Source organism: Paraburkholderia sp. FT54 (assembly GCF_031585635.1).
Lineage (GTDB): Bacteria > Pseudomonadota > Gammaproteobacteria > Burkholderiales > Burkholderiaceae > Paraburkholderia.
In genome coordinates, this window is the sequence record NZ_CP134196.1 from 1,487,122 (window position 1) to 1,509,611 (window position 22,490).

Annotated in this window: 24 protein-coding genes and 1 riboswitch; of the genes, 12 read left to right on the plus strand and 12 right to left on the minus strand. The window is 64.4% G+C overall.

Going from position 1 to position 22,490, the window contains the following annotated elements:
- Positions 1–76 precede the first annotated feature (76 nt).
- Positions 77–259 carry a hypothetical protein gene (locus RI103_RS26210; protein ID WP_310815328.1) on the minus strand — a complete coding sequence of 61 codons (183 nt, stop codon included), beginning with the start codon at positions 257–259 and terminating at the stop codon, positions 77–79.
- 30 nt (positions 260–289) lie between these two features.
- Positions 290–1,855 (minus strand): FAD-dependent oxidoreductase, encoded by a 1,566-nt coding sequence (locus RI103_RS26215; RefSeq protein WP_310815329.1) that lies wholly within the window; start codon positions 1,853–1,855, stop codon positions 290–292.
- A 279-nt stretch (positions 1,856–2,134) separates the two neighbouring features.
- On the opposite strand from RI103_RS26215, the gene RI103_RS26220 reads away from it, so the two are divergent.
- From RI103_RS26220 to RI103_RS26230, 3 genes are all read left to right on the plus strand, one after another.
- On the plus strand, positions 2,135–4,303 hold the full coding sequence (locus RI103_RS26220; protein ID WP_310815331.1) for an ATP-binding protein: 2,169 nt from the start codon (positions 2,135–2,137) through the stop codon (positions 4,301–4,303).
- 145 nt (positions 4,304–4,448) lie between these two features.
- The gene (locus RI103_RS26225) at positions 4,449–4,748 is read left to right on the plus strand and encodes a hypothetical protein (RefSeq protein ID WP_310815332.1); all 300 of its coding nucleotides are present in this window, start codon (positions 4,449–4,451) and stop codon (positions 4,746–4,748) included.
- Between the two features lie 136 nt (positions 4,749–4,884).
- Positions 4,885–5,907 (plus strand): alpha/beta hydrolase, encoded by a 1,023-nt coding sequence (locus RI103_RS26230; RefSeq protein ID WP_310815333.1) that lies wholly within the window; start codon positions 4,885–4,887, stop codon positions 5,905–5,907.
- Positions 5,908–5,922: 15 nt separating this feature from the next.
- Here RI103_RS26230 and RI103_RS26235 read toward each other — a convergent pair whose 3' ends face one another.
- Together RI103_RS26235 and RI103_RS26240 are read right to left on the minus strand one after the other, a co-directional pair.
- The gene (locus RI103_RS26235; protein WP_310815334.1) at positions 5,923–6,342 is read right to left on the minus strand and encodes a secondary thiamine-phosphate synthase enzyme YjbQ; all 420 of its coding nucleotides are present in this window, start codon (positions 6,340–6,342) and stop codon (positions 5,923–5,925) included.
- 57 nt (positions 6,343–6,399) lie between these two features.
- Positions 6,400–6,720: a thioredoxin family protein gene (locus tag RI103_RS26240; RefSeq protein WP_310815336.1), complete on the minus strand. Its 321-nt coding sequence runs from the start codon at positions 6,718–6,720 to the stop codon at positions 6,400–6,402.
- Between the two features lie 101 nt (positions 6,721–6,821).
- On the opposite strand from RI103_RS26240, the gene RI103_RS26245 reads away from it, so the two are divergent.
- The 5 genes from RI103_RS26245 to RI103_RS26265 all read left to right on the plus strand — a co-directional run bounded on the left by RI103_RS26245 (position 6,822) and on the right by RI103_RS26265 (position 11,422).
- A complete protein-coding gene (locus RI103_RS26245) occupies positions 6,822–7,262 on the plus strand; it encodes a DUF2628 domain-containing protein (protein ID WP_310815337.1) in 441 nt (146 codons plus the stop codon).
- Between the two features lie 37 nt (positions 7,263–7,299).
- Positions 7,300–7,809, plus strand: a complete 510-nt coding sequence (locus RI103_RS26250) for a hypothetical protein (RefSeq protein ID WP_310815339.1) — start codon at positions 7,300–7,302, stop codon at positions 7,807–7,809.
- A 173-nt stretch (positions 7,810–7,982) separates the two neighbouring features.
- Entirely contained in the window at positions 7,983–9,311 is a 1,329-nt protein-coding gene (locus RI103_RS26255) for a sugar efflux transporter (RefSeq protein WP_310815340.1), read from the plus strand.
- A gap of 364 nt (positions 9,312–9,675) precedes the next feature.
- Positions 9,676–10,713: a phosphogluconate dehydrogenase (NAD(+)-dependent, decarboxylating) gene (gene gnd, locus RI103_RS26260; protein ID WP_409076990.1), complete on the plus strand. Its 1,038-nt coding sequence runs from the start codon at positions 9,676–9,678 to the stop codon at positions 10,711–10,713.
- A 16-nt stretch (positions 10,714–10,729) separates the two neighbouring features.
- Complete coding sequence (locus RI103_RS26265; protein WP_310815343.1) at positions 10,730–11,422, plus strand: HAD family hydrolase; 693 nt, start codon at positions 10,730–10,732, stop codon at positions 11,420–11,422.
- An 82-nt stretch (positions 11,423–11,504) separates the two neighbouring features.
- On the opposite strand, the gene RI103_RS26270 is transcribed toward RI103_RS26265, so the two are convergent.
- Positions 11,505–12,041, minus strand: coding sequence for an ankyrin repeat domain-containing protein (locus RI103_RS26270; RefSeq protein ID WP_310815345.1), 537 nt, complete (start codon positions 12,039–12,041; stop codon positions 11,505–11,507).
- 124 nt (positions 12,042–12,165) lie between these two features.
- Positions 12,166–12,291 (minus strand): hypothetical protein, encoded by a 126-nt coding sequence (locus RI103_RS26275; RefSeq protein ID WP_310815347.1) that lies wholly within the window; start codon positions 12,289–12,291, stop codon positions 12,166–12,168.
- Between the two features lie 410 nt (positions 12,292–12,701).
- On the opposite strand from RI103_RS26275, the gene RI103_RS26280 reads away from it, so the two are divergent.
- Together RI103_RS26280 and RI103_RS26285 are read left to right on the plus strand one after the other, a co-directional pair.
- The gene (locus RI103_RS26280; protein ID WP_310815349.1) at positions 12,702–15,095 is read left to right on the plus strand and encodes a phosphoketolase family protein; all 2,394 of its coding nucleotides are present in this window, start codon (positions 12,702–12,704) and stop codon (positions 15,093–15,095) included.
- A 13-nt stretch (positions 15,096–15,108) separates the two neighbouring features.
- Positions 15,109–16,275 carry an acetate/propionate family kinase gene (locus RI103_RS26285; protein WP_310818581.1) on the plus strand — a complete coding sequence of 389 codons (1,167 nt, stop codon included), beginning with the start codon at positions 15,109–15,111 and terminating at the stop codon, positions 16,273–16,275.
- A 3-nt stretch (positions 16,276–16,278) separates the two neighbouring features.
- Here the strand turns inward: RI103_RS26285 and RI103_RS26290 are convergent, their stop codons facing one another.
- The 3 genes from RI103_RS26290 to RI103_RS26300 all read right to left on the minus strand — a co-directional run bounded on the left by RI103_RS26290 (position 16,279) and on the right by RI103_RS26300 (position 19,576).
- Complete coding sequence (locus RI103_RS26290; protein ID WP_310815350.1) at positions 16,279–16,539, minus strand: BON domain-containing protein; 261 nt, start codon at positions 16,537–16,539, stop codon at positions 16,279–16,281.
- A gap of 121 nt (positions 16,540–16,660) precedes the next feature.
- Entirely contained in the window at positions 16,661–17,872 is a 1,212-nt protein-coding gene (locus RI103_RS26295; protein WP_310815351.1) for a D-amino acid dehydrogenase, read from the minus strand.
- Positions 17,873–18,057: 185 nt separating this feature from the next.
- Positions 18,058–18,151, minus strand: a riboswitch (glycine riboswitch).
- Positions 18,152–18,343: 192 nt separating this feature from the next.
- Positions 18,344–19,576 carry an MFS transporter gene (locus tag RI103_RS26300; RefSeq protein WP_310815352.1) on the minus strand — a complete coding sequence of 411 codons (1,233 nt, stop codon included), beginning with the start codon at positions 19,574–19,576 and terminating at the stop codon, positions 18,344–18,346.
- Between the two features lie 278 nt (positions 19,577–19,854).
- On the opposite strand from RI103_RS26300, the gene RI103_RS26305 reads away from it, so the two are divergent.
- Complete coding sequence (locus RI103_RS26305) at positions 19,855–20,250, plus strand: PaaI family thioesterase (protein WP_310815354.1); 396 nt, start codon at positions 19,855–19,857, stop codon at positions 20,248–20,250.
- A 26-nt stretch (positions 20,251–20,276) separates the two neighbouring features.
- Here the strand turns inward: RI103_RS26305 and RI103_RS26310 are convergent, their stop codons facing one another.
- From RI103_RS26310 to RI103_RS26320, 3 genes are all read right to left on the minus strand, one after another.
- Positions 20,277–20,804: a GNAT family N-acetyltransferase gene (locus tag RI103_RS26310; protein ID WP_310815356.1), complete on the minus strand. Its 528-nt coding sequence runs from the start codon at positions 20,802–20,804 to the stop codon at positions 20,277–20,279.
- A 6-nt stretch (positions 20,805–20,810) separates the two neighbouring features.
- On the minus strand, positions 20,811–21,383 hold the full coding sequence (locus tag RI103_RS26315) for an XRE family transcriptional regulator (protein WP_310815358.1): 573 nt from the start codon (positions 21,381–21,383) through the stop codon (positions 20,811–20,813).
- Between the two features lie 82 nt (positions 21,384–21,465).
- On the minus strand, positions 21,466–21,651 hold the full coding sequence (locus RI103_RS26320) for a hypothetical protein (protein ID WP_310815359.1): 186 nt from the start codon (positions 21,649–21,651) through the stop codon (positions 21,466–21,468).
- A 115-nt stretch (positions 21,652–21,766) separates the two neighbouring features.
- On the opposite strand from RI103_RS26320, the gene RI103_RS26325 reads away from it, so the two are divergent.
- Complete coding sequence (locus RI103_RS26325; protein ID WP_310815361.1) at positions 21,767–22,471, plus strand: YceH family protein; 705 nt, start codon at positions 21,767–21,769, stop codon at positions 22,469–22,471.
- Positions 22,472–22,490 lie beyond the last annotated feature (19 nt).

A 22,490-nucleotide genomic window follows, 5' to 3' on the forward strand; every position in this document is an offset into this window, starting at 1 on the left:
AGAAGGGTTGTACTTGCAGAGGGATGAAAACCGCCGCCGGCAGCGCGTCGGGCGGTTCACATCCGGTCAGCGAGGCCTAGTGCCTGGCCGGTTTTTTGGCGGCTGACTTGTCTTTCGAAGCGGCATCCTTATCGGGGACGATCTTCGTGGTGCCGCCGGTGGAAGGCGGATCGCTCGCGGGGAAGCTGTCTTCGACCTGCTTGTCGATCTGCTTTTCGCTCTTGTTCGAGTGCGGGTGCTTTTCCTTGTTTTCGGTCATGGCGTTTTCTCCTTCAGGTTACCGGGTTGTTCATTTCGTGACGGAGGATGCGTCGCCGACTATCGCCATCGCATCCGCCCGCGACACGCCGCATCTCATCGCATCGATCAGGCGCGCGGTCTGCGCTTCGCGCTCGCAAGCCAGCACGGCGACCACCTTGCCGTCCTTCACGTATAGCGAGACGAATTGCTGGTTATCGAGTTCGCCGTCGGTCACGATCTCGTCCCACTCGCTCGCATGGCCGAGATACTCGAAGTTCTTGCCGAAGTGATAGGTCCAGAAATACGGCACGCCGGCGTAGCGATGACGCGCGCCGCACATGTTCTGCGCGGCAATGCGCGCGTGTTGCTGCGCGACGCGCCAATGTTCGATGCGCATCGGTTCCTGATCTTCATGCAGCGGAAACACGGCGATATCGCCTGCGGCGTAAAGACCAGGCGCGGCTTGCATGCCCGCGTTGACGAGCACGCCGCCGTCTTTTTGCAGCGGCAAACCTTCGACAAAACCGGTGGCCGGCGCGACGCCCGTGCCTAGCAGCACGATGTCGGCAGCGACATGCTCGCCGTTTTCGAGCATCACCTGATGCACGTTGCCTTCTTCGCCTTCGAGCGAGGTGACCTTTGCTTCGAAACGGAACACCACGCCATTGCGCTCGTGAAGCGCGCGGAACATCGCGCCGGCGCGCTCACCGAACTGCCTCGCGAACGGCACTTTTTCCGGGGAAATGACGGTCACTTGCGCGCCGCGTTTGCGCAGCGCCGAAGCCGTTTCCAGTCCGATGAAGCTGCTGCCGAGAATCGCGACCTGGGTTTGCTTTGAATCGTCGTCGATTGCGTCCACCAGCGCGGCGGCGTCGTCGAGACTGCGCAGCACGTGCACGCCGCCCAGCTCTACACCGGGAATCGCGGGAAGCTTCGGCACGCTGCCCGTGGCGAGCAAGGCGGTGTCGTATGTCAGTTCGCCATCGCTTTCGAAATGAATCGTGCGAGCGGGTACATCGAGCCGTGCAACTTTCTGGACAATTCGCTCGATGTCGTGCCGCTCGAGCCAGTCCGGCGCGAGAAGCGGCGGTACATCGGCGGGCGCCATTTCACCGGACGGCACGAATTTACTCAGCGAAGTGCGGTCGTAGGGCGCATGGGGCTCATCGCCTACGAGCGTGATGCGGCCACCAAAGCCGCATTCGCGCAGGGTCGCGCAAGCGGCTGCGCCCGCCGCGCCCGCGCCGATCACCACGTAATGCGGTTCTGGCGCGTTGGCATTGCGCGCCGGCTGCGGGAGTTTTTCCGGCGTGACCATGACGTCGTCGCCTGTCACGACCACGGGATAACGGTCGAGCGCGACCAGCGCGGGCGGTTCGAGTACGTTGCCTGTAGAGACGTCGAACGTCCCCTTGTGCCACGGGCAGATGATCCGGCCGTCGCATAGCGCGCCTTCTTCGAGCGGCGCGCCGGCGTGCGGGCAATCGGCGGAATAGGCGCGCACGGTATCGCCGTCGCGCACCAGCAGAATCTTTTCGCCGTCCACCACGACACGTTCAGCGCGGTCGGTTCGCAATTGCGAGAGCTGAGCGACGCATCGGGCAATCGTGGGCATGGCCGGTTCCTCGCGGACGGTGAAATGAGCAAATAGCAGCACAGGCGGCGCAACGCGCGTCAGCACGTCGCGCTGCGGCGCGTCCTTCAAGCCGTTAATCAATCGTCAATGGTCGAGCAATCCATGTGCCTGGATGCACGCATCGCCACAAGCGCTGTTTCCTTACCCATCACGCTATGGAGAACGGCCGAAGTGCGGTAAATTCCGGAACAGGAAATAGCACACGACCATGCACCGCGCATGTCGTGCCATGGCGTCCCTGACGTGTGTCGACCTTTCATGGAGATCGTGACCGTGCAGCGTGCGGAACGTGCCGCAGTCGATTTCCCCATGCCGTCGCGCAATTTCGCGGCGACGCGGCGCATGCTGCTGATCGTGCTCGCCGTTTCGGTTGTGTTTCCTCTGGTCTGTCTCGCGGGCTACGGCTACTTCGATTACCAGCGCCGGATCGCCGATTCGAACGACATGATCGACCGGCTCGCGCGCGTGGCCGAGGAGCAGGCTGTCAAGGTGCTGGATCTGAACCAGCAGATGTCCTCGCGCATCGTGGAGCTGCTCGGCAACGAAGACGACGCGCAGATTCGCGAGCGCGAAGCGCTGTTGCACGATCGCCTGCGCGGAATCGGCGGCGACTTTGCGCAGGTCGCGTCCATCTATGTGCTCGGCGCGACAGGCGACCTGCTGGTGTCGAGCCGCACTTTTCCCGCGCCCGCCATGTCGATCGGGCAGCGCGAAGACTTCACGAGCGCGCGAGCGATGCGCCCGCAGCCGTATTTTTCGCTGCCGATGTTCGGCCCGCTCTCGCAGACCAATGTGTTCACCACCGCGACGGGCCGCTCGGACGCGGACGGCCAGTTCCTCGGCGTGGTCTCGGTAGCGCTGCGCAACGAGTACTTTTCGCGCTTCTATCGTGAACTGACCAACGGCGATTCGTCGCTCGCGCTCGGCCTGTATCGCCAGGACGGCAACCTGCTGGTGCGCTATCCGCCGTGGCCGCCGGGCGCGCAGCCCAGCGCGCAGAGCAAATTCACCCAGGCGTTGCGCGACAAACAGCTGTTCGGCCACGTCCGTCTGAATTCGACGGTGGACGGCGTGGAGCGCCTGCTGGCGTTTCGCCGCGTTGGCGACTATCCGCTCTATGTGATGAGCGCCTACGCGACTTCGTCGATCGGCGCGGCATGGCAGCAGCACTTCATCATGATCGCGGCGCTCACGGCCGTGCCCTGTATCGCGATCTGGCTGCTGGTGTTCTACTCGCTGCGTCAACTGGAAGGCGAGCGCCGCGCGTGGGAACGCTGGCAGGGCGAAGTGGCGATGCGTCTCTCGGCCGAAGCATCGAGCCGGCAACTGCAGCGCATGGGCGCGCTCGGGAATCTCGTCGCCAACGTCGCGCACGATTTCAACAATCTGCTGATGGTGGTCTCCGCCAACACGGAGCTCGCGCGGCTCAAGCGCTTCAACAACGTGGAGAAAGAAGTGCTCGCCGTGGAGCGCGCCACCGCTACGGCCGAATCCCTTACGCGGCGCCTCCTGAGCGTGGCGCGCAAGCAGCCGCTCAAACAGCAAGCGCTCGATCTCGCCACGTGGCTGCCCGCCGCCGCGCCGCTGATCGATGCGGCGCTCGGCGACAACGTGGAGCTGGCCTTGAACATGGTCGATCAGGTCTGGCAGGTGCTGGCCGATCCGACCGACCTCGAATTCGCGTTCATGAACCTGGCCGTCAACGCGCGCGACGCGATGCCGCGCGGCGGACGCTTCGTGATCCGTTGTCAGAACCACCGGCTGGTCGCCAGCGATACCTTGCTGCCCGACGGCGAATACGTGTTGCTTGCCTGTTCCGACGACGGCGAGGGCATGCCCGAGGCCGTCGCGCGGCGCGCCTTCGAGCCGCTCTTCACCACCAAGCTGCGCGGCTCGGGCACGGGCCTCGGTCTCGCGCAGGTGCTTTCCATGTGCGAACAGGCGGGCGGCACGGCAAAGATCGACAGCGTGCCGGGCAGCGGGACGACGGTCAGATTGTATTTGCCGCGCTATCGCGAACGGCAGAAGACGTCGGCCGCGCAAGTCGAGACGGTGCAAGCGCCCGCGCCTGCGCCGAGTGGCGTCGTGCTGCTGGTGGAAGACAACGAAGATGTCGCGGCGGGCGTGGCGGCGGTGCTGGAAACCTTCGGCTGCGAGGTGCGCCATGAACCGACCGCCGACCAGGCGCTCGACGTCCTCGCGGGCGGCGCGCGCTTCGAGCTCGTGCTGTCCGACATCCAGATGCCGGGCAAGCTGAATGGCATCGACCTCGCGGAAAAGGTGCGCAGCGCGTGGCCGTCGCAGAAGATCGCGTTGATGACCGGCTACGCCGACGAACTAGACCGCGCGCGGCGGCTGGGCGTGGCGATACTCGCCAAGCCGTTCAATATCGACGAGTTGCACGCTCTGGTGGCTTGTCAACCGTAAGGCTCGCCATTCGCGGCGCACCGCCTTGCATGTTCGAAGTGTTTCATGACTCGCGGCACAGCCCTTGCTGAGATGAGAACGAGGTATGCGTATCCCGGCAGTCCCGGCCGGCGCAACCCGCTTCTTATTCGCACAGGAGAAAGTCATGAACCTCAGAAACAGGACGCGCAGCGCAGTTCTCATCTCGGCCTTGCTCGCCGCTTCCTCAATCGCGATGGCGCAAGGTAGCGGCGGCGGTGGCGGCGGAGGTCCGGCCGGCAACGACCCGAGCGGCGGCACCAATGCCGGGGCGACGCGTGAAGGCGGCGACATGCAGGCATCCGGCGCGATGGCGCATTCGAAGTCGACTAAAAAGCATCACATGAAGTCGTCCAAGACGAAACCGGCGACCGACTCCACCAATATGCCGGGCGCGGATGCCAGCAGCGATACGAAGGGGCAGTAATGCAGACGTAGCCCGAGTTGCATGCCGTTCATAGGTATAGCGCTTGCTGAAATTGACCGCATGCACGGTTGTCGAGCGCCGATCCTGAAAGCCTCCGATGAGTCCGTGCCCCTTCATTTTCTACAGGAGCATGGACATGACACCCGGCGATACGATCAAAGGCATGGTCGGCATGGATCCAACGGCACATGCCGACCCCGACATGAAAGCGGTGCTCGACGCGCTCAGGAGTCTCGAGCCGAAGCCCATTGAAGATTGCACGGTGGAGGAGGCGAGGCGGCAGCCCACGCCCGCCGACGCCGTCAAAAAGCTGATGCAGGACCCTGCGTTCAGCGCGCGGCCTGCGCTGGAACTGGAGGCGGTGCGCACGCAGGACATCATGATTCCGGGCGCGGCCGGCAGCAATCCGGCACGGGTCTACACGCCGCAAGGCGAGGGGCCGTTCCCGCTGATTCTGTATTTTCACGGCGGCGGCTGGGTGATCGCCGACCTCGATACCTACGATGCCACGCCGCGTTCCATGGCCGCCCAGAGCCGGGCGATCGTGGTGTCCGCGCACTATCGGCAGGCGCCGGAGCACAGGCTGCCGGCCGCTCACGACGACGCGTTCGCCGCATGGGGCTGGCTGATCGGGAATGCGACGAGCGTCGGCGGCGACCCGGACAAGATCGCGATCATGGGCGAGAGCGCCGGCGCCAATCTGGCGATCAACGTATGCATCCGCGCGCGCAACACGGGCATCCGCATGCCGATGCACCAGGCGCTTATCTACCCGGTGGCGAGCAACAACATCGTGTCGATCTCTTATGAAGAGAATCGCAATGCCAAGCCCCTGAACAAACCGATGATGCTGTGGTTCGTGCATAACGTGATCAACAGCGAGAGCGATCTCACCAGTCCGCTGATCGACCTGGTGAGCGCCGATCTGTCACGGTTGCCGCCGGCTGTGGTGGTCACGGCGGGCATCGATCCACTGCGCTCGGACGGTGAGAAGCTCGCGCAGAAACTGCACAGCGCGGGCGTGCCCGTCGAGCATCGCAACTATCGAGGCGCAACGCACGAGTTCTTCGGCATGGCCGCAGTGGTCCAGGCGGCGCGCGACGCGCAGGCCTTCGTGTCGCTCGCGCAGCGCCAGGCGTTCGGCGGGGCGCCGCTGTGAGGCGGTGAGCCGTCGTCATTCGCCGGTCAGATGCAGCACGATGTCCCGATGCTGCGTGTGACGGCGATGTTCGAACAGATACAGGCCTTGCCAGGTGCCGAGCACCATCTGTCCATGTTCGACCGGCACCGACAATTGCACTTGCGTGAGCGCGGTGCGCAAATGGGCCGGCATGTCGTCCGGGCCTTCGGTGTCGTGCTCGTAACGCTCGGCGTCTTCGGGCGCGAGGCTCGCGAAGTAGCGCTCCAGATCGCGCTGTACCGAAGGGTCGGCGTTTTCCTGAATCAGCAGCGAAGCGGACGTATGGCGGCAAAACAGCGTCAGCAGGCCTGTGTCGATGGACTGCGCGGCGACGAAACGGCGCGCTTCGCCGGTGAATTCGACGAGGCCGCGGCTGGGGGCCTTGACGCTCAGGTGGTGGATGGCTTGTCGCATGAGAGTGGTCGGGTGGACATGGCGCGGCGCATGAAACGCAGCATGTGCCGCTAGACTTCAGAGCGACGTCAGAACGTCCGCGATTGCCGCGGCGTTGGCCGGACGCACCACGCGCGCGACTTCCGTGCCGTCGCGCATGAGGATCAGCGTCGGCCAGAGCTTGACCTTGAACGAGCGGCCGAGCGGCCGGCCCGGACCGTCTTCGATCTTCAGATGCCTGAGGCCGTCGTGAGGTTCGAGGGCTTCGGCAATCGACGCTTGCGCGCCCTGGCAATAGCCGCACCAGTCCGTGCCGAATTCGACGAGGGTGGCGCCCGGCAGGGCATCGAGTTGGGCTCGCGAGGGAGCTTTGGAAGAATAGGCGGTCTGGGTTGCCATGCGCGCTCCGGAGCGGTTTAAGCTGTGCAGGCAGGGGTTTGCGCCGCCGTGGCGTCCCCTGCGGAATGTGCCAAGAGTAGCAGCTATGCCCGGGATCGTCAGTGGGACCGGCCTCGCCCCATCCGCCGCGCGGCATGCGGCGGCGTGAATTTCACGCGATGTCGCATTCTTGTCGGCATGACGTGTTAAACATCGTCTGGTGGCGCCGACAGGCGGCGAATCATCGAGGTCAGGAAAGGAAAGAAATGGGCGAAAGGATTTATCTGCGGTGTCCCGGCAAGGATGAAACCGTGGCGGTCGCCATCGGTTTCAGCTGGGGTGCGTTTCTGCTGGGCTTCGTGTGGGCGTTGTCGAAGAAAATGTGGTTTGCCGCCTTTGTCATGCTGGCGGTCAATCTTCTGCTGTTCTGCTCGGGCCTGTGGGGCGAAACGGCCGACCTGATTGGCCTGGTGCTGTCGGTGCTGTTCGGCATGGCTTGCGGTATGTATGGCAATCAGTGGCACCGCTGGACACTGGAAAAACGCGGCTACGTCATGCTGTAACGTCGAACCTCTTCCCAACGCGTCATGGAGGCATCCCATGCCAAATGTAGTTGCTCCACGCCGTTCTGCTGTGGTTTCCAATTTTTTACGCCGCAACCTGGCTGGCGCGGTGCTGGCCGTGTCGCTCGGCGTCGCGTCGCTTGCGCATGGCGCGGAGCCGAGTGCCGCGCCGGGCGCGGACATGAGCGGCGCGCCCGGCGCTTCGAGCGCGGCGCCGGCAACTTCCGCCGCGGCAGCGCCCGACGACACCTTCCTGCTCACCATCTTCCTGCGGCATGACGAGTCCAGGCCGCTGCCGAAGATCAACGATCAGTTGCGCGCACAAGGATTCTTCAAGACCTTTCCGCCGCCCGGCATCGAAGTGGTGTCGTGGTACGTGATGATGGGTATCGGCCAGGTCGTCACGCTGCGCGTGCCTGCGAGCCGTCTGCGCGAAGTCAACCGGGCGATCGAAACCACCGCGTGGGGTGGCTATCGCACCGAGTTTTACCCGACCTACGATTACAAGGCGCAAGCGCAGCACATGCGCGCAACGGATGCCAAGTAGCGTGCTCCAGGTCGTCAGTTGCGCGGCAACGGTGTGGTTTCCAATCTTGGGACGCGGTGGCGCGGGTTTACGCGCCCGCAAGCTAAGCCGATAATGCCCCGGTCGTTCCGGCCACGAAGTTTGCGGCGCGCATCGCGCGTCGCAGGCTCGCTTTCCCTGACCCACCGCCTCTCGTGTTGAAAACCTCACGTTTTTTCGACCTGCTGCGCATTCCTGGCTTCAAGCCGCTCGCCGCCGCGACCCTCATGCTCGGTGTGGCGATGTCGTTCACCGCTCCCTATCTCTCGCTGTTCGGCGTCGAGCGCGCCGGCATGACGCCGTTCAGGCTCGGCGTTTTCATGACGCTGATCGCGGCGAGCGGGGTGCTCGCCAGCACTTTCGCGGGCCGCTGGAGCGACGCGAGCGGACGGCATCGGCCCTTGCTGCTGGCCGCGCTGATCGCCGCGGCGCTCGGCTATCTGTGCTTATGCGTGGTGCGTGATTACCGGCTGCTGCTGGTGGTGGGGATCGTCTTTATCGGCGCGGGCGGCTCGGCCATTTCGATGGTCTTTTCGTTCAGCCGCGCGGCCCTGCCGGTGGCGGACCCGGCCGAGCGCGTGTTCGCCAGCGCGACCTTGCGGACCATTCTGTCGGCGGCGTGGGTGTTCGGGCCGTCGGTGGGCGCGCTGGTGCTCGCCGCCAGCAGCTTCTATGGGCTCTTCCTGTTCGCCGCCGCCAGTTTCGGCGCCTGCGCGACGATCGTCTGGCGCATGCGGGAGCCGCAAGGCCATCTGGGCGATCATACGGTGGAAGACACGGCGTCGGAACCGTCGGCGTCGATCACCGTGCCGCCGCTGACCACGCCGGGCGAAGACGCGCACGAGGACTTGCCCGGCGTGGCCTCGGCCAACGACATCGGCCGCGCGGTGGCCGCGCTCACCTTGCTCGGCCTCGCCGCGAACGCCACCATGATCGTGCTGCCGCTCTACATCGTGCACGGCCTGAGCGGCACGCATCTGGACGTGTCGGTCATGCTCGGCCTCGGCGCCTTGATGGAGATTCCGATGATGCTCGCGCTCGGCGCGAAATCATCGGCGCTGCACAAGCCCAACTGGCTGGCCGCCTGCGCCGCGGTGCACGCGGTGTATTTCGTCGGCATGTCGCTGGCGGGAAATGTCCATGTGCTGATCCCGATGCAGATGCTCAACGCCTTCGTGGTCGCCGTGACCTCGTGTCTCGGCATGACCTATGTGCAGGATCTGATGCCGCACTCGCCGGGCCGCGCCACCGCGCTCTTCTTCAACGCGGCGCGCGTCGGGTCGATTCTTTCGGGCGTGTTGTCGGGTTTGCTGGTGCAGGCGTTCAGCTATCGCGGCACGTTTCTGTTCTGCGGCTTGCTGGCACTGTGCGCGCTGGTGCTGTTCGCCGTGCCGGGCTATCGCTATCCGCTGATGTGGAAAGCAGTGAAGCGTTTTGCGCGTTCGCAATACGGCAAGCTTCAGGCACGACAGCAACAGCGCTAGACGTGCCGGCCGCAACTGCAAAGAAGAACTGTAAGAAGACAGTCAGCCGAATCGAAGCCTGCGCGAGCAGCACGCCGCGCGCCGCCGGGCAACTTCACGCGCGAGGAACTTTACGCCGCGCAAAACCTCTGCAAAGAGGCGTATCGTCTTTCGATACATGCGACGACGCCCGCTTCGCTGCAAGAGCGATTCAGGGCGGCTACCGTGTGTCTGGCGCACACGAAAAAACGCCACTACAACTAGAGTAAGCGGAGCCAGCCGCGATCCCAGTGGCCGCGACTGAAGCGCTCAGCGAAAACGCAGCATGGCCGCAGTACAGCGAAGCAAATCGAGCAGTGCAACGAGGCACTTTCCGGAGCGAGATATGCAGCTAGGCATGATTGGATTGGGACGCATGGGCGCCGACATGGTGCGGCGCCTGACGAAGGGCGGTCAGCACTGTATCGCCTACGACGTGCAGCCGGCGGCGGTCGAGAAGCTGAAACAGGACGGCGTCGCGGGCGCGGCATCGCTGCAAGACCTGGTCGCGCAACTCGAGAAACCGCGCGCCGTGTGGCTGATGGTGCCGGCCGCGGTGGTCGACGCGACGCTGGAGAAACTCGTGCCCTTGCTGGAACCGGGCGACATCGTGATCGACGGCGGCAACTCCTACTATCACGACGACATCCGCCGTGGCACCGAGCTGGCCGGGCGCAAACTTCACTATGTGGACGTCGGCACGAGCGGCGGCGTGGCGGGCCGCGAGCGCGGTTACTGTCTGATGATCGGCGGCGAGCCGGAGATCGTAAAGCGGCTCGAACCGATTTTCTCGACGCTCGCGCCGGGCGCCGGCGCAGCGCCGGCCACGCCCGGGCGGGCCGCCGGCACGGGCACCGCGGATCAGGGCTTCCTGCACTGCGGCCCGCAGGGCGCCGGGCACTTCGTCAAGATGGTTCACAACGGCATCGAGTACGGCATGATGGCCGCGTACGCGGAGGGCCTGAACATCCTGCGCCACGCCGACGCCGGCAAGCACGCACGCGAGGCCGACGCCGAAACCTCGCCGCTGCGCCGTCCCGAGTTGTACCAGTACGATCTGAATCTCGCCGACGTCACCGAGGTCTGGCGGCGCGGCAGTGTGATCGGCTCATGGCTGCTCGATCTGATCGCCGGCTCGCTCGTCAGCGACGCCGATCTGCAGAACTACGCTGGACGCGTATCCGATTCGGGCGAGGGACGCTGGACGGTGGCGGCCGCCATCGACGAAGGCGTGCCCACGCCGGTGCTGAGCGCGGCGCTCTTTGCGCGTTTCAGCTCGCGCGGCGAGGCGGATTTCGCGAACCGCGTGCTTTCGGCGATGCGGCATGATTTCGGCGGGCACGTCGAGAAAGCGGCCACGCCGGCCGATGGACCGAAAAGCTGATTCCAGGGGAGCCGCGATGCAAGCCACTACCTCCACGCCGCACGACGTCGTGTTTCTGTTCGACTGCGATAACACCTTGCTGGACAACGACCATGTGCTGTCGGATCTGCGCGCGCACATGACGCGGGAGTTCGGCGCGGAGAACAGCGCGCGGTACTGGGAAATCTTCGAAAACCTGCGCGCCGAGCTCGGCTATGCCGACTACCTGGGCGCGCTGCAGCGGTATCGCCAGGAGCATCCGCGCGACACGCGGCTGTTGCTGATGTCGTCCTTCCTGATCGACTATCCGTTTGCGAACCGGCTGTATCCGGGCGCGCTCGATACGATCCGGCATCTCGGCGAACGCGGTCCGACGGTGATCCTGTCCGATGGCGACGTGGTGTTCCAGCCGCGCAAGATTTCCCGCTCGGGGCTATGGGACGAGGTCGAAGGTCGGGTGCTGATCTACATCCACAAAGAGCTGATGCTCGACCAGGTGATGGAGTGTTATCCGGCGCGCCACTATGTCATGGTCGACGACAAGCTGCGCATTCTCACGGCCATGAAAAAAGCGTGGGGCGCGAAGCTGACGACGGTGTTTCCCCGCCAGGGGCACTATGCGTTCGATCCGAAAGAGATTTCCAGCAATCCGCCCGCGGATGTGACGGTGGAGCGGATCGGAGAGCTGGCGGAGTTCGACGTGGAGTCGCTGTTAGCCGGGAAACGCTAGATGGTTCGCGGCGCTTGCGGGTCTCTGTGTACGTCCATGCACATGGAGAAGCGCAAGCGCCGAACGCCAATCACGACTCGTTTTATGAACCGAGTTCCTTCAAACGCGCTTGAGCGTCGCCGGCGCCCATGCGGCCCGCTGCATCCAGGGCCGACACGCCGTTCGCATCGCGGGCCTTCGGGTCCGCGCCATGCGCAATCAGCAACTCCATGATCGCCGTGCGATTGAACATCGCGGCAATCATCAGCGCGGTGCGTCCGTCCGGCGACGCGCCTTCCACATCCGCACCGTGCGCGAGCAACGTTTCGATCACCTTGTCGAAGCCCTTGAACGCCGCGCCTGCAATCGGCGTCTGTCCGTTGTCGTTCCGCAGATCCGGATCGGCGCCGCGTTCGAGCAGCGTGCGCACGGCGTCCGCGTGACCGTGGTAGCTGGCGAGCATGACGAGGCTGTCGCCTTTGTCGTTGCGCAGATTCGGCGGCACGCCTTTTTCGATCACCGCCGCTAGCATGGCGGCATCGCCGCGACGCGCGAGGTCGAAAACCTGCTGCGCCAGTTCGAGCAACTCCGGATCGATCGGCTGGCCGGAGGGCGGGGAAGTATCAGCGTGGTCCGTCATTGGAATCTCCTTGCAATGAATCTGGGCACCCGAAGTCCCGGGAGGGCACGAGACCCCGCGTGAAGGCGCCGGGAAGACTGCTCAGGATACACATTTTGCGCCAGCGACGCCCGCCCAGCGTCGCTCAGGCGTGGCCGAACAGCTTGACCAGCAAGCCGAACACGCCGATCAGAACGGTGACGCCCGCGAACAGCAATACGAATGTCAGGACAAGGATCAACGGCGCTTTGAAGCGGCTGGGTGTCGGCATGATCAAGTGTTGAGGTAAGGGACGAGTAATGCGGGACGCGCCGGATGTGGTCCGCCGTCGCGGGAGCAACAGGAGCTTAAGGCATTTACTTAATATGCGCATAAAGCCTGACGCGTGCGGTGCGGCGTTGGACGTTGCCGGCACCTCGCACTCGCAGTCGACTCAAGCTTTGGACGATCGCGTCGAACCATGCAGCACGCTTCCTGTCACACACCCTGACGATCATCGGGCAACGGCGTGAAAACACGCTGCTCGGGCCTTTGCCGCTACGCTTGCGTTGTGTCATCCGCATGACAGGATGGCCGCTAGTGCCGATTTCTTTCGCGCCTGCCGCCTCACGAACTCACGAACTCACGAACCGCCGCCGCATTCGCTAACCTGCCTGACAGTCCTTTTCAAGGAGTGACGCCATGGCTGAAGCAACCTCCCGTCCCACGCCGCCGCAAACGCTGGACCCCGACACGTTGCGCAACATGGATCGCTACTGGCGGGCCTGCAATTACCTCTCGGCCGGCATGATCTATCTGCGTGACAATCCGCTGCTGCGCGAACCGCTGAAACCCGAACACATCAAGAACCGCCTGCTGGGCCACTGGGGCTCGGACCCGGGGCAGAGTTTCCTGCTCGTGCATCTGAACCGGCTGATCAGGAAGCTCGATCTGAACATGATTTACGTGGCCGGTCCCGGTCATGGTGCGCCCGCCACACTGGCGCATTGCTATCTGGAAGGTCACTACTCGGAAATCTATCCCGACCGCAGCCTGGACGAAGCCGGCATGCGGCGCTTCTTCCGGCAGTTCTCGTTTCCTGGCGGCATCGGTTCGCATTGCACACCCGAGACGCCCGGCTCGATTCACGAAGGCGGCGAACTCGGCTATAGCCTGTCGCACGGTTACGGCGCCGCATTCGACAATCCCGATCTGATCGTCGCCGTGATGATCGGCGACGGCGAAGCGGAAACGGGCCCGCTCGCCACCTCGTGGCACTCGAACAAATTCCTCAATCCGATCCGCGACGGTGCAGTGTTGCCGGTGCTGCATCTGAACGGCTACAAGATCGCCAATCCGACCATCCTCGCGCGCATTCCCCGCGAGGAACTCGAAGCGTTGCTGACCGGCTACGGCCACAAACCGTATTTCGTCGAAGGCGACGATCCCGCCGTCATGCATCAGCAGATGGCGGCGACGCTCGAACAGTGCGTCGGCGAAATCCGCGCGATCCAGCAGCGCGCGCGCGACAGCAACGACGCGTCACGGCCGCGCTGGCCGATGATCGTGCTGCGTTCGCCGAAAGGTTGGACCGGTCCGAAGGAAGTCGACGGGCACGAGGTGGAAGGTTCGTGGCGCGCGCATCAGGTGCCCGTGCTCGATCCGGTGACCAACGGCAAGAGCCTGAAGCTGGTGGAAAACTGGCTGCGCAGTTACGGGCCCGAGACGCTGTTCGACGAAGCAGGGCGCCTGGTAGCGGAACTGCGCGAACTCGCCCCTGAAGGCGCGCGCCGCATCAGCGCCAATCCGCATGCGAACGGCGGCTTGCTCTGCAAGACGCTCGACATGCCGCCGTTTCGCGATTACGCGGTGGCAGTGAAAAAGCCGGGCCGCTCGTACATGTCGCCGACCGAGGCGCTCGGCAAATTCCTGCGCGACGTGATGCGCAACAACATGACGAACTTCCGTGTGTTCGGCCCTGACGAGACCGCGAGCAACAAGCTGACCGCCATCTACGAAGCCTCCGAAAAAACCTGGCTCGCGCAAACCGAGCCGGGCGACGCGGACGGCGGCGAACTCGCGGTGGACGGCCGCGTGATGGAAATGCTCAGCGAACACACGCTCGAAGGCTGGTTCGAAGGCTATGTGCTGACCGGCCGTCACGGTCTGTTCGCCACGTACGAAGCGTTCGTCCACGTGATCGATTCCATGTTCAACCAGCACGCCAAGTGGCTGGAGAAGGCCAAGCGCGATCTCGGCTGGCGGCAACCGGTGCCGTCGATCAACCTGCTGATCACCTCGCTCGTATGGCGTCAGGATCACAACGGCTTCACGCACCAGGATCCCGGCTTTCTCGATGTCGTCACGAATAAAAGCCCAGACGTGGTGCGCATTTATCTGCCGCCGGATGCGAACTGTCTGCTGAGCGTCGCCGATCATTGCCTGCGTTCGCGCGATTACGTCAACGTGATCGTCGCCGACAAGCAGCCGCATCTGCAGTACCTCGACATGGACTCGGCGGTCACGCATTGCACCAAGGGCATCGGCATCTGGGACTGGGCGTCGACGGATCACGGCGTCGAGCCCGACGTGGTGATGGCCTGCGCGGGCGACATCGCGACCATGGAGGCGCTCGCCGCCGTACAGATTCTGAAGGAGCAGTTCGCCGACCTGAAGATCCGCTTTGTCAATGTGGTCGACCTGTTCCGCCTGATGCCCGAGCATGCGCATCCGCACGGCCTGTCCAGCCGCGATTTCGATTCGTTGTTCACCACGACCAAGCCGGTGATTTTCAACTTCCACTCGTATGCGTCGCTGGTTCACAAGCTGACCTATAACCGCACGAATCACGACAACCTGCATGTGCATGGCTATCACGAGAAGGGCAACATCAATACGCCGCTCGAATTGGCGATAATCAACCAGGTCGACCGGTTTTCGCTGGCGATCGACGTGATCGATCGCGTGCCGAAGCTGCGCGGCGTCGGCGACCATGCGAAGGAATGGCTGCGTGGCCAGATCATCGAGCATCTGGCGTATGCGCATGCCGAGGGCATCGACAAGGAAGAAATCCGCAACTGGACGTGGAAAGGCTGAGCGAGGCATGGCCATGCACACTGAAGACCGCGCTGAAGATCGAACGATTCTGGTGTTGAACAGCGGTTCGTCGTCGCTGAAGTTCGGGCTGTTCAGGCATGCGGGCGATGACGAATCCCTGTTGCTGGAAGGCAGCGCCGAAGGCATCGCGCGCGACGACGGCAGCCTGCGGATCAAGGCGCCCGATGGCCGCGTGCTGGTGCAGCAGGAGCGCGTGCTCGAATCGCAGACCGATGCGTTGCAAAAGCTCGCGCAGGTGCTCACGCAACAGCACCATGCGCGGCCTTCGGCGGTGGGGCATCGGGTGGTGCATGGCGGACCGCATCTGCGCACGCATCAGCGCATTACCGCCGACGTGCGCCGTCAATTGCAGGATGCCGTGCATTTTGCGCCGCTGCATATTCCGCCGGCGCTCGCGTTGATCGACGAGGCGCAGAAGATTTTCGGCGACGCGCCGCATTTCGCCTGTTTCGATACAGCGTTTCACGCCACCTTACCTCCACGTGCGGCGCACCTCGCGTTGCCGCGCCGTTATGCGCAAGCCGGCGTGATGCGCTACGGCTTTCACGGGCTGTCGTACGAATCGCTGGTGACGCGGCTTGGCGCGGACCTGCCGGCGCGCGCGGTGTTCGCGCATCTCGGCAACGGTTCGAGCGTGTGCGCGCTGCGCGAGGGCAAATCGATCGATACGTCGATGGGGTTGACGCCGACCGGTGGCGTGCCGATGGGCACGCGCAGCGGCGACCTCGACCCGGGCGTGCTGCTGTATCTGATGCGCGTGGAAAAGCTCGATGCCGGCGCATTGGAGACACTGCTGAATCGCCAGAGCGGTCTCGCCGGCTACGCGGATGGCGAAAGCGATATGCAAGCGCTGGAAAAACGCGCTGCGGCGGGCGATGCGGATGCGTCGCTGGCACTCGATGCGTTCACGACCGCCGTGCGCAAGACCATCGGCGGTTATGCGGCGTTGCTCGGTGGAATCGATTTGCTGGTGTTTACCGGCGGCATCGGCGAGCACAGCCAGGAGATTCGCAAACGCGTATGCGACGGGCTCGCTTTCATGGGTCTAACGGAAAACGATCCGGCGGGCAAGGTGAGGACGATTCACACTGAAGAGGAGAAGCAGATTGCGCGGCATTGCCGTGCGCTGTTGCGGCAAACGCAGACGCAGATGCGCTGACCTTCATTTAGCCTTGACGACGGTGCGGTCCGATACGCCTGTCACGCCGAAGAGACGTGTCACGTCTTCGAGCGCCGCGGCGCGTTGCTGATCGCGTTGCAACTCGCCGCGCAAGGTGATGCGGCCGCGCGAGACGTGCACTTTTACGGCGTGTTCGGGGACTGCTGCGTCCCAGGCGAGACGCTGCGTCGCCTCCGCGGCGATCTGCGCATCGCTCAGGCGTGCGTTGCCTGCTTTCGGTTTTGCGGCATCGGCGTGTGGCATGGAGTCCTCCACGGAAGTGATACGTATGGGGAGAACACTAGCAGAAGTGGCGAATTTTGCATTCGACGGCGGCAGCGGTGACGTCACGCTGCCGCCGCTCGCAAAACCCGGTCAGCAAGCGCTACTGGATCGCGCCCGCCAACACCTGCGCCGTCGCAGCCGACAACGTCCAGCCCAGATGCCCATGCCCGGTGTTGTAGAAGACGCCGAGCCGTTTCCCCCGGCCCACCCTGGGCAACATGCTCGGCAGCATCGGCCGCAAGCCGGCCCACGGAATCACGCGTGAGGTCGACACCTCGGGAAAATAGCGCCGCGTCCAGTCCACCAGCGGCGCGATGCGATCTGAACGGATATCGCGGTTGAAGCCGTTGATCTCGGCCGTGCCCGCCACGCGAAAACGATCCACGCCCAGCCGGCTCGTGACGATCTTCGCGCTGTCGTCGAGCAGGCTTACCCACGGCGCGCGCTGCTGGCTGAGTTCGTCGTCGAGACAGACCGTGATCGAATAGCCTTTGACGGGGTAGATGTTCACGTGGTCGCCCAGCATCGCCGCGAAGTCGCGGCTCTTCACGCCCGCGCACACGACGATCCGCTCGAACGCGAAGCGTTGCGACTCGCCTTCGAGATCGACCATCAACGTAAAGCGGCCCTCGGCGGGCTGCTCGATCGAGGTGATCTGCGCGTCGTAGTGAAACTCGACACCATGCCGCACACACGCCTGAGCGAGCCCGCGTGTGAACTTGTGAATGTCGCCAGTCGAATCGGACGGCGTGAAAAAGCCGCCGTAAAAATCGCCGTGCAGCGTGGGCTCGATGCCATGCAGCTCGCTCGCCGTCACCGGGTTGCGGTCGAGCCCGCCTTCGCGCAGCAGTTCGTTCACCTTGCTCGCGGCGTCGAATTCCTTGCGGGTCTTGTAGATGTGCAGAATGCCGCGCCGCTCCAGGTCGAAGTCGATGCCTTCGGCACTGGCGATCGAAAACAGATGCTCGCGCGCGGCAATCGCGAGCCGCACGGTCTCGACCGTATTCGCCCGGTAGTGCGGAATCTGCCGCAGGAATTCGCCCATCCACGAGTACTTGTGCCAGGTGGGCATGGGATTGAGCAGCAGCGGAGCGTCGCGCGTGAGCATCCAGCGCAGGCCCTTCATGACGGTGGCGGCGCTGTTCCAGACTTCGGCATTGCTGGCGGACAACTGGCCGCCGTTGGCAAAGGAAGTCTCCATCGCCGCATAGCGATGGCGCTCGAAGACGGTGACGTGATGGCCGCGCTGCGCGAGGGCGTGAGCAGTCGTGACGCCGGTAATGCCGGCGCCGATAATGGCGATTCGTGACATGACATGGTCCAGAGTAGTTGAGCATCACCGGTGTCGATTTCGTGTCGAAACCGGCGTCGATGCCCCATCTGTCCATGTACCTGAGAGTTTCTTCCCTGCGGCAGCCTGACCCGATGCGAGCCGTGTGCGGGGAATCCCCTTCGGTGGGCGCACAGGGTCTTGCCCATGCGCCGCTCTCCAGATGTTCCTGCCGCGCGGTCCTTTTGCCTGAGAGTTTCCGGGGCGGTTGCTCCGTCGGCGTCGTCACGTACGTCTGACGATCTCTCCCGCGCTGCATTGCAGAACGGCTCGACAATACCGTTCAAAGATTTTTACCGCAAGTGTTTCCTGCGCTGCACTGCACTGCGCAAGCGGTGCTTTGCAGTGGCGCGCCCGAACAGCCGCCGCAAGCTCTTCACCATGGGCCTCGTGCTCGCCGGACTCGCGGTACGCATCGCGCTCGACTCGCACCGTTGAGTTTTTCGAGGCGCGCTATCCGCCGCGCGCCGCACCCGAGCCTCTGAACACCCAGCCGTTGAACAGCGCCCCGCATAGCATCAACGCGCTGGTGATGAGAAACACCGCCTGCATGCCGAAATGCGCGCCCGCAAAGCCGCCCGCGAGCGGCCCCGCCACCTGTCCCGCGTAGTTCGCAGAGGTCGCATAGCCGAGAATGTAGCCGGCGGAGCGGTCGGGCACGCTATGCCGGATCACGCTCGTGATCGACGGCAACAGCCCGGCCAGTGCGAGTCCCATCAGAAAGCGCAGCACCACCAGTTGCCAGCCGCTCGTGACGAACGCCTGTGGCACCAGCAAGGCCGCGCACACGGCGAGGCACGCCACAATCACCTTGGGCGTGCCAATCCGGTCGGCCAGACGCCCGACACGCGAGGCCGCCAGCACGCTGCCGAGCGCCGAGGCCGACATCACGAAGCCCGACACCAGCGTGACGTGCCTTGCGTCGTGCACGAGTTGGCTGACATACACGGTGATGATCGGCTCGATCGACATGTTGGCGAACATCAGCAAGCCGGCGGTGAACAGCATCGCCAGCACGGGCCGCCGGTCGGGCACGCTGGCCCAGCCGGTAGGCGCATCCGTCTCGTGCGGTTGGCCGCGCGTGCGCTCGACCGGTTGCTCCTTGACGAGCAGCGTGGTCGCGATGAACGCGCAGAAGATCATCGCGCCCGCAATGAAAAACGTGTTGCGGATGCCGATCAGCGGCGGCAAGGCGCCGCCCACCAGCGGGCCGACGAGACTGCCCGCCATCACCCCCGAGGCCAGCGTGCCGAGTGCCCAGCCGGTGCGTGAGCGCGGCGTCTGCGTGGCGATCATCACGGTGGCGCCCGATGAATAGCCGCCGACCAGCCCCGCCAGAAAACGCAGCCCCACCAGTTGCCAGACATTCTGCGCGAGTCCGAGCAAGGACATCACGACGGCCATGCCAAGGCTCGCGCGAATCAGGATCAGCTTGCGTCCGTAACGGTCGGCCATGCGCCCCCACAGCGGCGAGACTAGCGCGGCGGCGAGGAACGTCGCGCCGAACGCGACGCCGGACCATTGCACGGCGGCCGCGTCCGTATCGACGCCGAGTTGTTTCACATAGAGCGGCAGGAAGGGCAGCAGCAGGGTCATCGCGACGATGGTCGTGAACGAGCCGAACAGGCAGACATAGAGATTGCGCTGCCAGTGCGGCGCGCCGTCGGTGGGAGGGGTCGAACTCATCGAGGCAGTTGGGTGCGGGGCGGACAGGGCTCGGGCCGCAAGCGCGGCGAAAAACCGATTGTGCCTGAGAGCGGGCAAGCGGGCCGGCAAAGCGGGCGGATCGCGGCCGATAGCGAGTGCATCGAGCCACGCACACAGGCAAGCAGACAGAGCGAGCCGACGCTGTCACGCGCCGCTCCGGCAGATGGCCAGCCGTGAACCCTGGTATGCTGACTACGCGCCATTGGCGCGCGCCCCGCGCGCCCGGCATTGCTCACCTCGAACACAAAGGCCTGTCCATGTCCGACTTTCCCATCGACAACCCGTTTCTCGAATCGCTCGGCGTGCGTTTGACGCAATGGCGCGACGGTTACGCCGAACTGCTCATGCCGATCGATGCGAGCAAGCTCAATCGCCAGGGCGTGCTGCAAGGCGGCGCGATCGCCACGCTGCTCGACGCGGCGGCAGGTTATGCCGGACTCTTTGCGGCAAGCGGCGAGCCGGCACGGCATGCCTTCACGCTGTCGCTGACCACCAACTATCTCGACAAGGGACTCGGCGAATCGGTCACCGCCAAGGGTTATCTGGAGCGCGCGGGCCGCTCGATTTTCTTCTCGCGCGGCGAGGCGTGGGTGGACGGCACGCTGCTGATCGCCAGCGCGCAGGGCACGTTCAAGTATTCACGAACGGCCTGACGTGTAGCAGCCGGTCCGCACGCTCGTCACAGCGCCTTGTACATGATGGTGGTCGCGTCGTACTCCTGGCTATGCGTGCCACGCGCGTAGCCCGGGATCACGCCGGCCGTCCGGTAACCCAGTCCGGTATAGAGCGGCTCGGCGTGGTCGCCGGTGCGGGTGTCGAGCGTAAGCAGGCTGCGCTGCAAGGCATGCGCACGACGTTCGAGTTCCGTCATCAGCGCCCGCGCGATGCCTTGCCGGCGCAAGCCCGGATGGACCAGCAGCTTGCGCACCTCGGCGCGATGCCGCTGATTGGGCATCGTGTCGTAGTCCAGTTGCACGGTGCCCGCAATCGCCTCGCCGCGGCGCGCAACCAATAGCACCAGCCCGCCTGCACGCAGCGAAGAAAGCACTTTGCCGCGCCAGAACGCTTCACTCTCGCCGACGCCACACGGCATGACAAAGCCGACGCTCGCGCCGTCGTGCACACAGGCACGCAGCAGGGCGCCGAGTTCGGGAAGATGACGCACGAGGTCGTCGGCGGAGAATGAGGTGATGGTGGTCGCGCTCATGCTGGCTCACACGATGAAGAGAATGTAGCGGGCCGCGCTGTGCGCGGGCGTCACGAAAGCGCTGGGCCCGAACAGTTGATAGCGCAGGCAGTCGCCGGGTTGCAGATCGTGGCTCTGGCCATCGACGGTGATCTGCAATTGCCCTTCGAGCAGAATCAGATGATGTTCGAGGCCGGGCCGCGGCGACGCGTCGTAAGCGATGCGCACACCCGCATCGAGTTCGCATTCCAGCGCCTCGCCGCTCAGCGCTTGCGCAGGCGGCGACACGGAGCGCCGCCGGAAGCCGACGCTCGTGTCAGTCCAGAACGGCTGGGCGTCGCGCGGCACGAGCGGCGCGAAGTCTTCCTCGACCATGTGCATGAGGCGCGACATCGGCAGGCCGTAGGCGACGCAGAGTTTGCCGAGCACGCTCGCCGTCGGGCTCACGGCGGCGTTTTCGAGGCGTGACAACGTTGCGCGGCTGACGCCGCTGAGTCTTGCGAGGTCGTCGAGCGACCAGTTGCGCTCGGCGCGCAGCGCCCGCAGACGTTGGGCGATGCGGCGGTCGATGGCGTTGTCGTCGGGGAGTGGGTTTTCCATATTCGGAAAATTATCTCGAATATGGAATTAGGTCAACAAGGAAAAAAACGCACGTCCATCCAACTCACGCCGGCGACTCTGCTTATTCGATTCGGGTCATGCGCAGGATCGGCGTGTCGCCACCGAGCGCGAGAACTCGCTCGATCAACGCGTCACTTACACTCGCGACCGGCGTGACTTCACGCGTGAGAATCCACAAGACAGGCAGCGCCCGCCCGGCTCGCGTCAGACGGCCTCGCGCGTCAAGCTGTAGCGGAGATTGGTACACCTGCGCGGCCTGGCCCGTTTATCATAGTGCCCACAAACCAGAAAGCACCGCCCGGCTGTGCAGCGGTAACGCACATCATCCACGAGACCTGGCGGCTCATGCCGCGACATCATTTATGAACTCCACTCCCGACGCTTCTTCCCGTCCTTCGATCCGCGCGTTGACCTTGCTTGAAGGACGCGTGCTCGGCGTGCTCGTCGAAAAGCAGCACACGGTGCCGGACAGCTATCCGCTCTCACTCAACGCATTGACCTTGGGCTGCAACCAGAAAACCGGCCGCGCGCCGGTGATGAACGCCACCGAAGCCGAGGTGCTGACCGCCCTCGACGGATTGAAGCGGTTGAGCCTCGTGATGGAAGGCAGCAGCAGCCGCGTGCCGCGCTTCGAGCACAATATGCATCGGGTGCTGGGGCTGCCGAGCCAGTCGGCGGCCTTGCTCACCACGTTGCTGCTGCGTGGCCCGCAAACCGCGGCTGAACTGCGCCTGAATAGCGCGCGTCTGCATGGTTTCGCCGATATCTCGTCGGTCGAGGCGTTTCTCGACGAACTCGCGGCCAACGACCCGCCACGGGTCGTGAAACTCGCGCGCACACCGGGCGAGCGCGAGAACCGCTGGACGCATCTGCTATGCGGTGAAGTGAGCGCGAGCGAGTTGGCGCAGCCGGGTGCCGAAGACGACTCGGTGCCGTTGTCCACGTTCGAAGCGGTCAAGGCCGAACAGAAGCGTCTCGCCGATGAAGTGAGCCGTCTGCAGATCGTGGTCCGCCGCATGGCAGCGGAGTTGGGTATCGACGCCGGCGATCTCACTGCCGGCGAATGAAGTTCGCGGCGCCTGTTGT

Excerpts from the sequence above, each read along its gene's own strand:
- RI103_RS26210 (WP_310815328.1), bottom strand. The coding sequence starts at position 259 with ATGACCGAAAACAAGGAAAAGCACCCGCACTCGAACAAGAGCGAAAAG.
- RI103_RS26215 (WP_310815329.1), bottom strand. The coding sequence starts at position 1,855 with ATGCCCACGATTGCCCGATGCGTCGCTCAGCTCTCGCAATTGCGAACC.
- RI103_RS26220 (WP_310815331.1), top strand. The coding sequence starts at position 2,135 with ATGGAGATCGTGACCGTGCAGCGTGCGGAACGTGCCGCAGTCGATTTC.
- RI103_RS26225 (WP_310815332.1), top strand. The coding sequence starts at position 4,449 with ATGAACCTCAGAAACAGGACGCGCAGCGCAGTTCTCATCTCGGCCTTG.
- RI103_RS26230 (WP_310815333.1), top strand. The coding sequence starts at position 4,885 with ATGACACCCGGCGATACGATCAAAGGCATGGTCGGCATGGATCCAACG.
- RI103_RS26235 (WP_310815334.1), bottom strand. The coding sequence starts at position 6,342 with ATGCGACAAGCCATCCACCACCTGAGCGTCAAGGCCCCCAGCCGCGGC.
- RI103_RS26240 (WP_310815336.1), bottom strand. The coding sequence starts at position 6,720 with ATGGCAACCCAGACCGCCTATTCTTCCAAAGCTCCCTCGCGAGCCCAA.
- RI103_RS26250 (WP_310815339.1), top strand. The coding sequence starts at position 7,300 with ATGCCAAATGTAGTTGCTCCACGCCGTTCTGCTGTGGTTTCCAATTTT.
- gnd (WP_409076990.1), top strand. The coding sequence starts at position 9,676 with ATGCAGCTAGGCATGATTGGATTGGGACGCATGGGCGCCGACATGGTG.
- RI103_RS26265 (WP_310815343.1), top strand. The coding sequence starts at position 10,730 with ATGCAAGCCACTACCTCCACGCCGCACGACGTCGTGTTTCTGTTCGAC.
- RI103_RS26270 (WP_310815345.1), bottom strand. The coding sequence starts at position 12,041 with ATGACGGACCACGCTGATACTTCCCCGCCCTCCGGCCAGCCGATCGAT.
- RI103_RS26275 (WP_310815347.1), bottom strand. The coding sequence starts at position 12,291 with ATGCCGACACCCAGCCGCTTCAAAGCGCCGTTGATCCTTGTCCTGACA.
- RI103_RS26280 (WP_310815349.1), top strand. The coding sequence starts at position 12,702 with ATGGCTGAAGCAACCTCCCGTCCCACGCCGCCGCAAACGCTGGACCCC.
- RI103_RS26285 (WP_310818581.1), top strand. The coding sequence starts at position 15,109 with ATGCACACTGAAGACCGCGCTGAAGATCGAACGATTCTGGTGTTGAAC.
- RI103_RS26290 (WP_310815350.1), bottom strand. The coding sequence starts at position 16,539 with ATGCCACACGCCGATGCCGCAAAACCGAAAGCAGGCAACGCACGCCTG.
- RI103_RS26295 (WP_310815351.1), bottom strand. The coding sequence starts at position 17,872 with ATGTCACGAATCGCCATTATCGGCGCCGGCATTACCGGCGTCACGACT.
- RI103_RS26300 (WP_310815352.1), bottom strand. The coding sequence starts at position 19,576 with ATGAGTTCGACCCCTCCCACCGACGGCGCGCCGCACTGGCAGCGCAAT.
- RI103_RS26305 (WP_310815354.1), top strand. The coding sequence starts at position 19,855 with ATGTCCGACTTTCCCATCGACAACCCGTTTCTCGAATCGCTCGGCGTG.
- RI103_RS26310 (WP_310815356.1), bottom strand. The coding sequence starts at position 20,804 with ATGAGCGCGACCACCATCACCTCATTCTCCGCCGACGACCTCGTGCGT.
- RI103_RS26315 (WP_310815358.1), bottom strand. The coding sequence starts at position 21,383 with ATGGAAAACCCACTCCCCGACGACAACGCCATCGACCGCCGCATCGCC.
- RI103_RS26325 (WP_310815361.1), top strand. The coding sequence starts at position 21,767 with ATGAACTCCACTCCCGACGCTTCTTCCCGTCCTTCGATCCGCGCGTTG.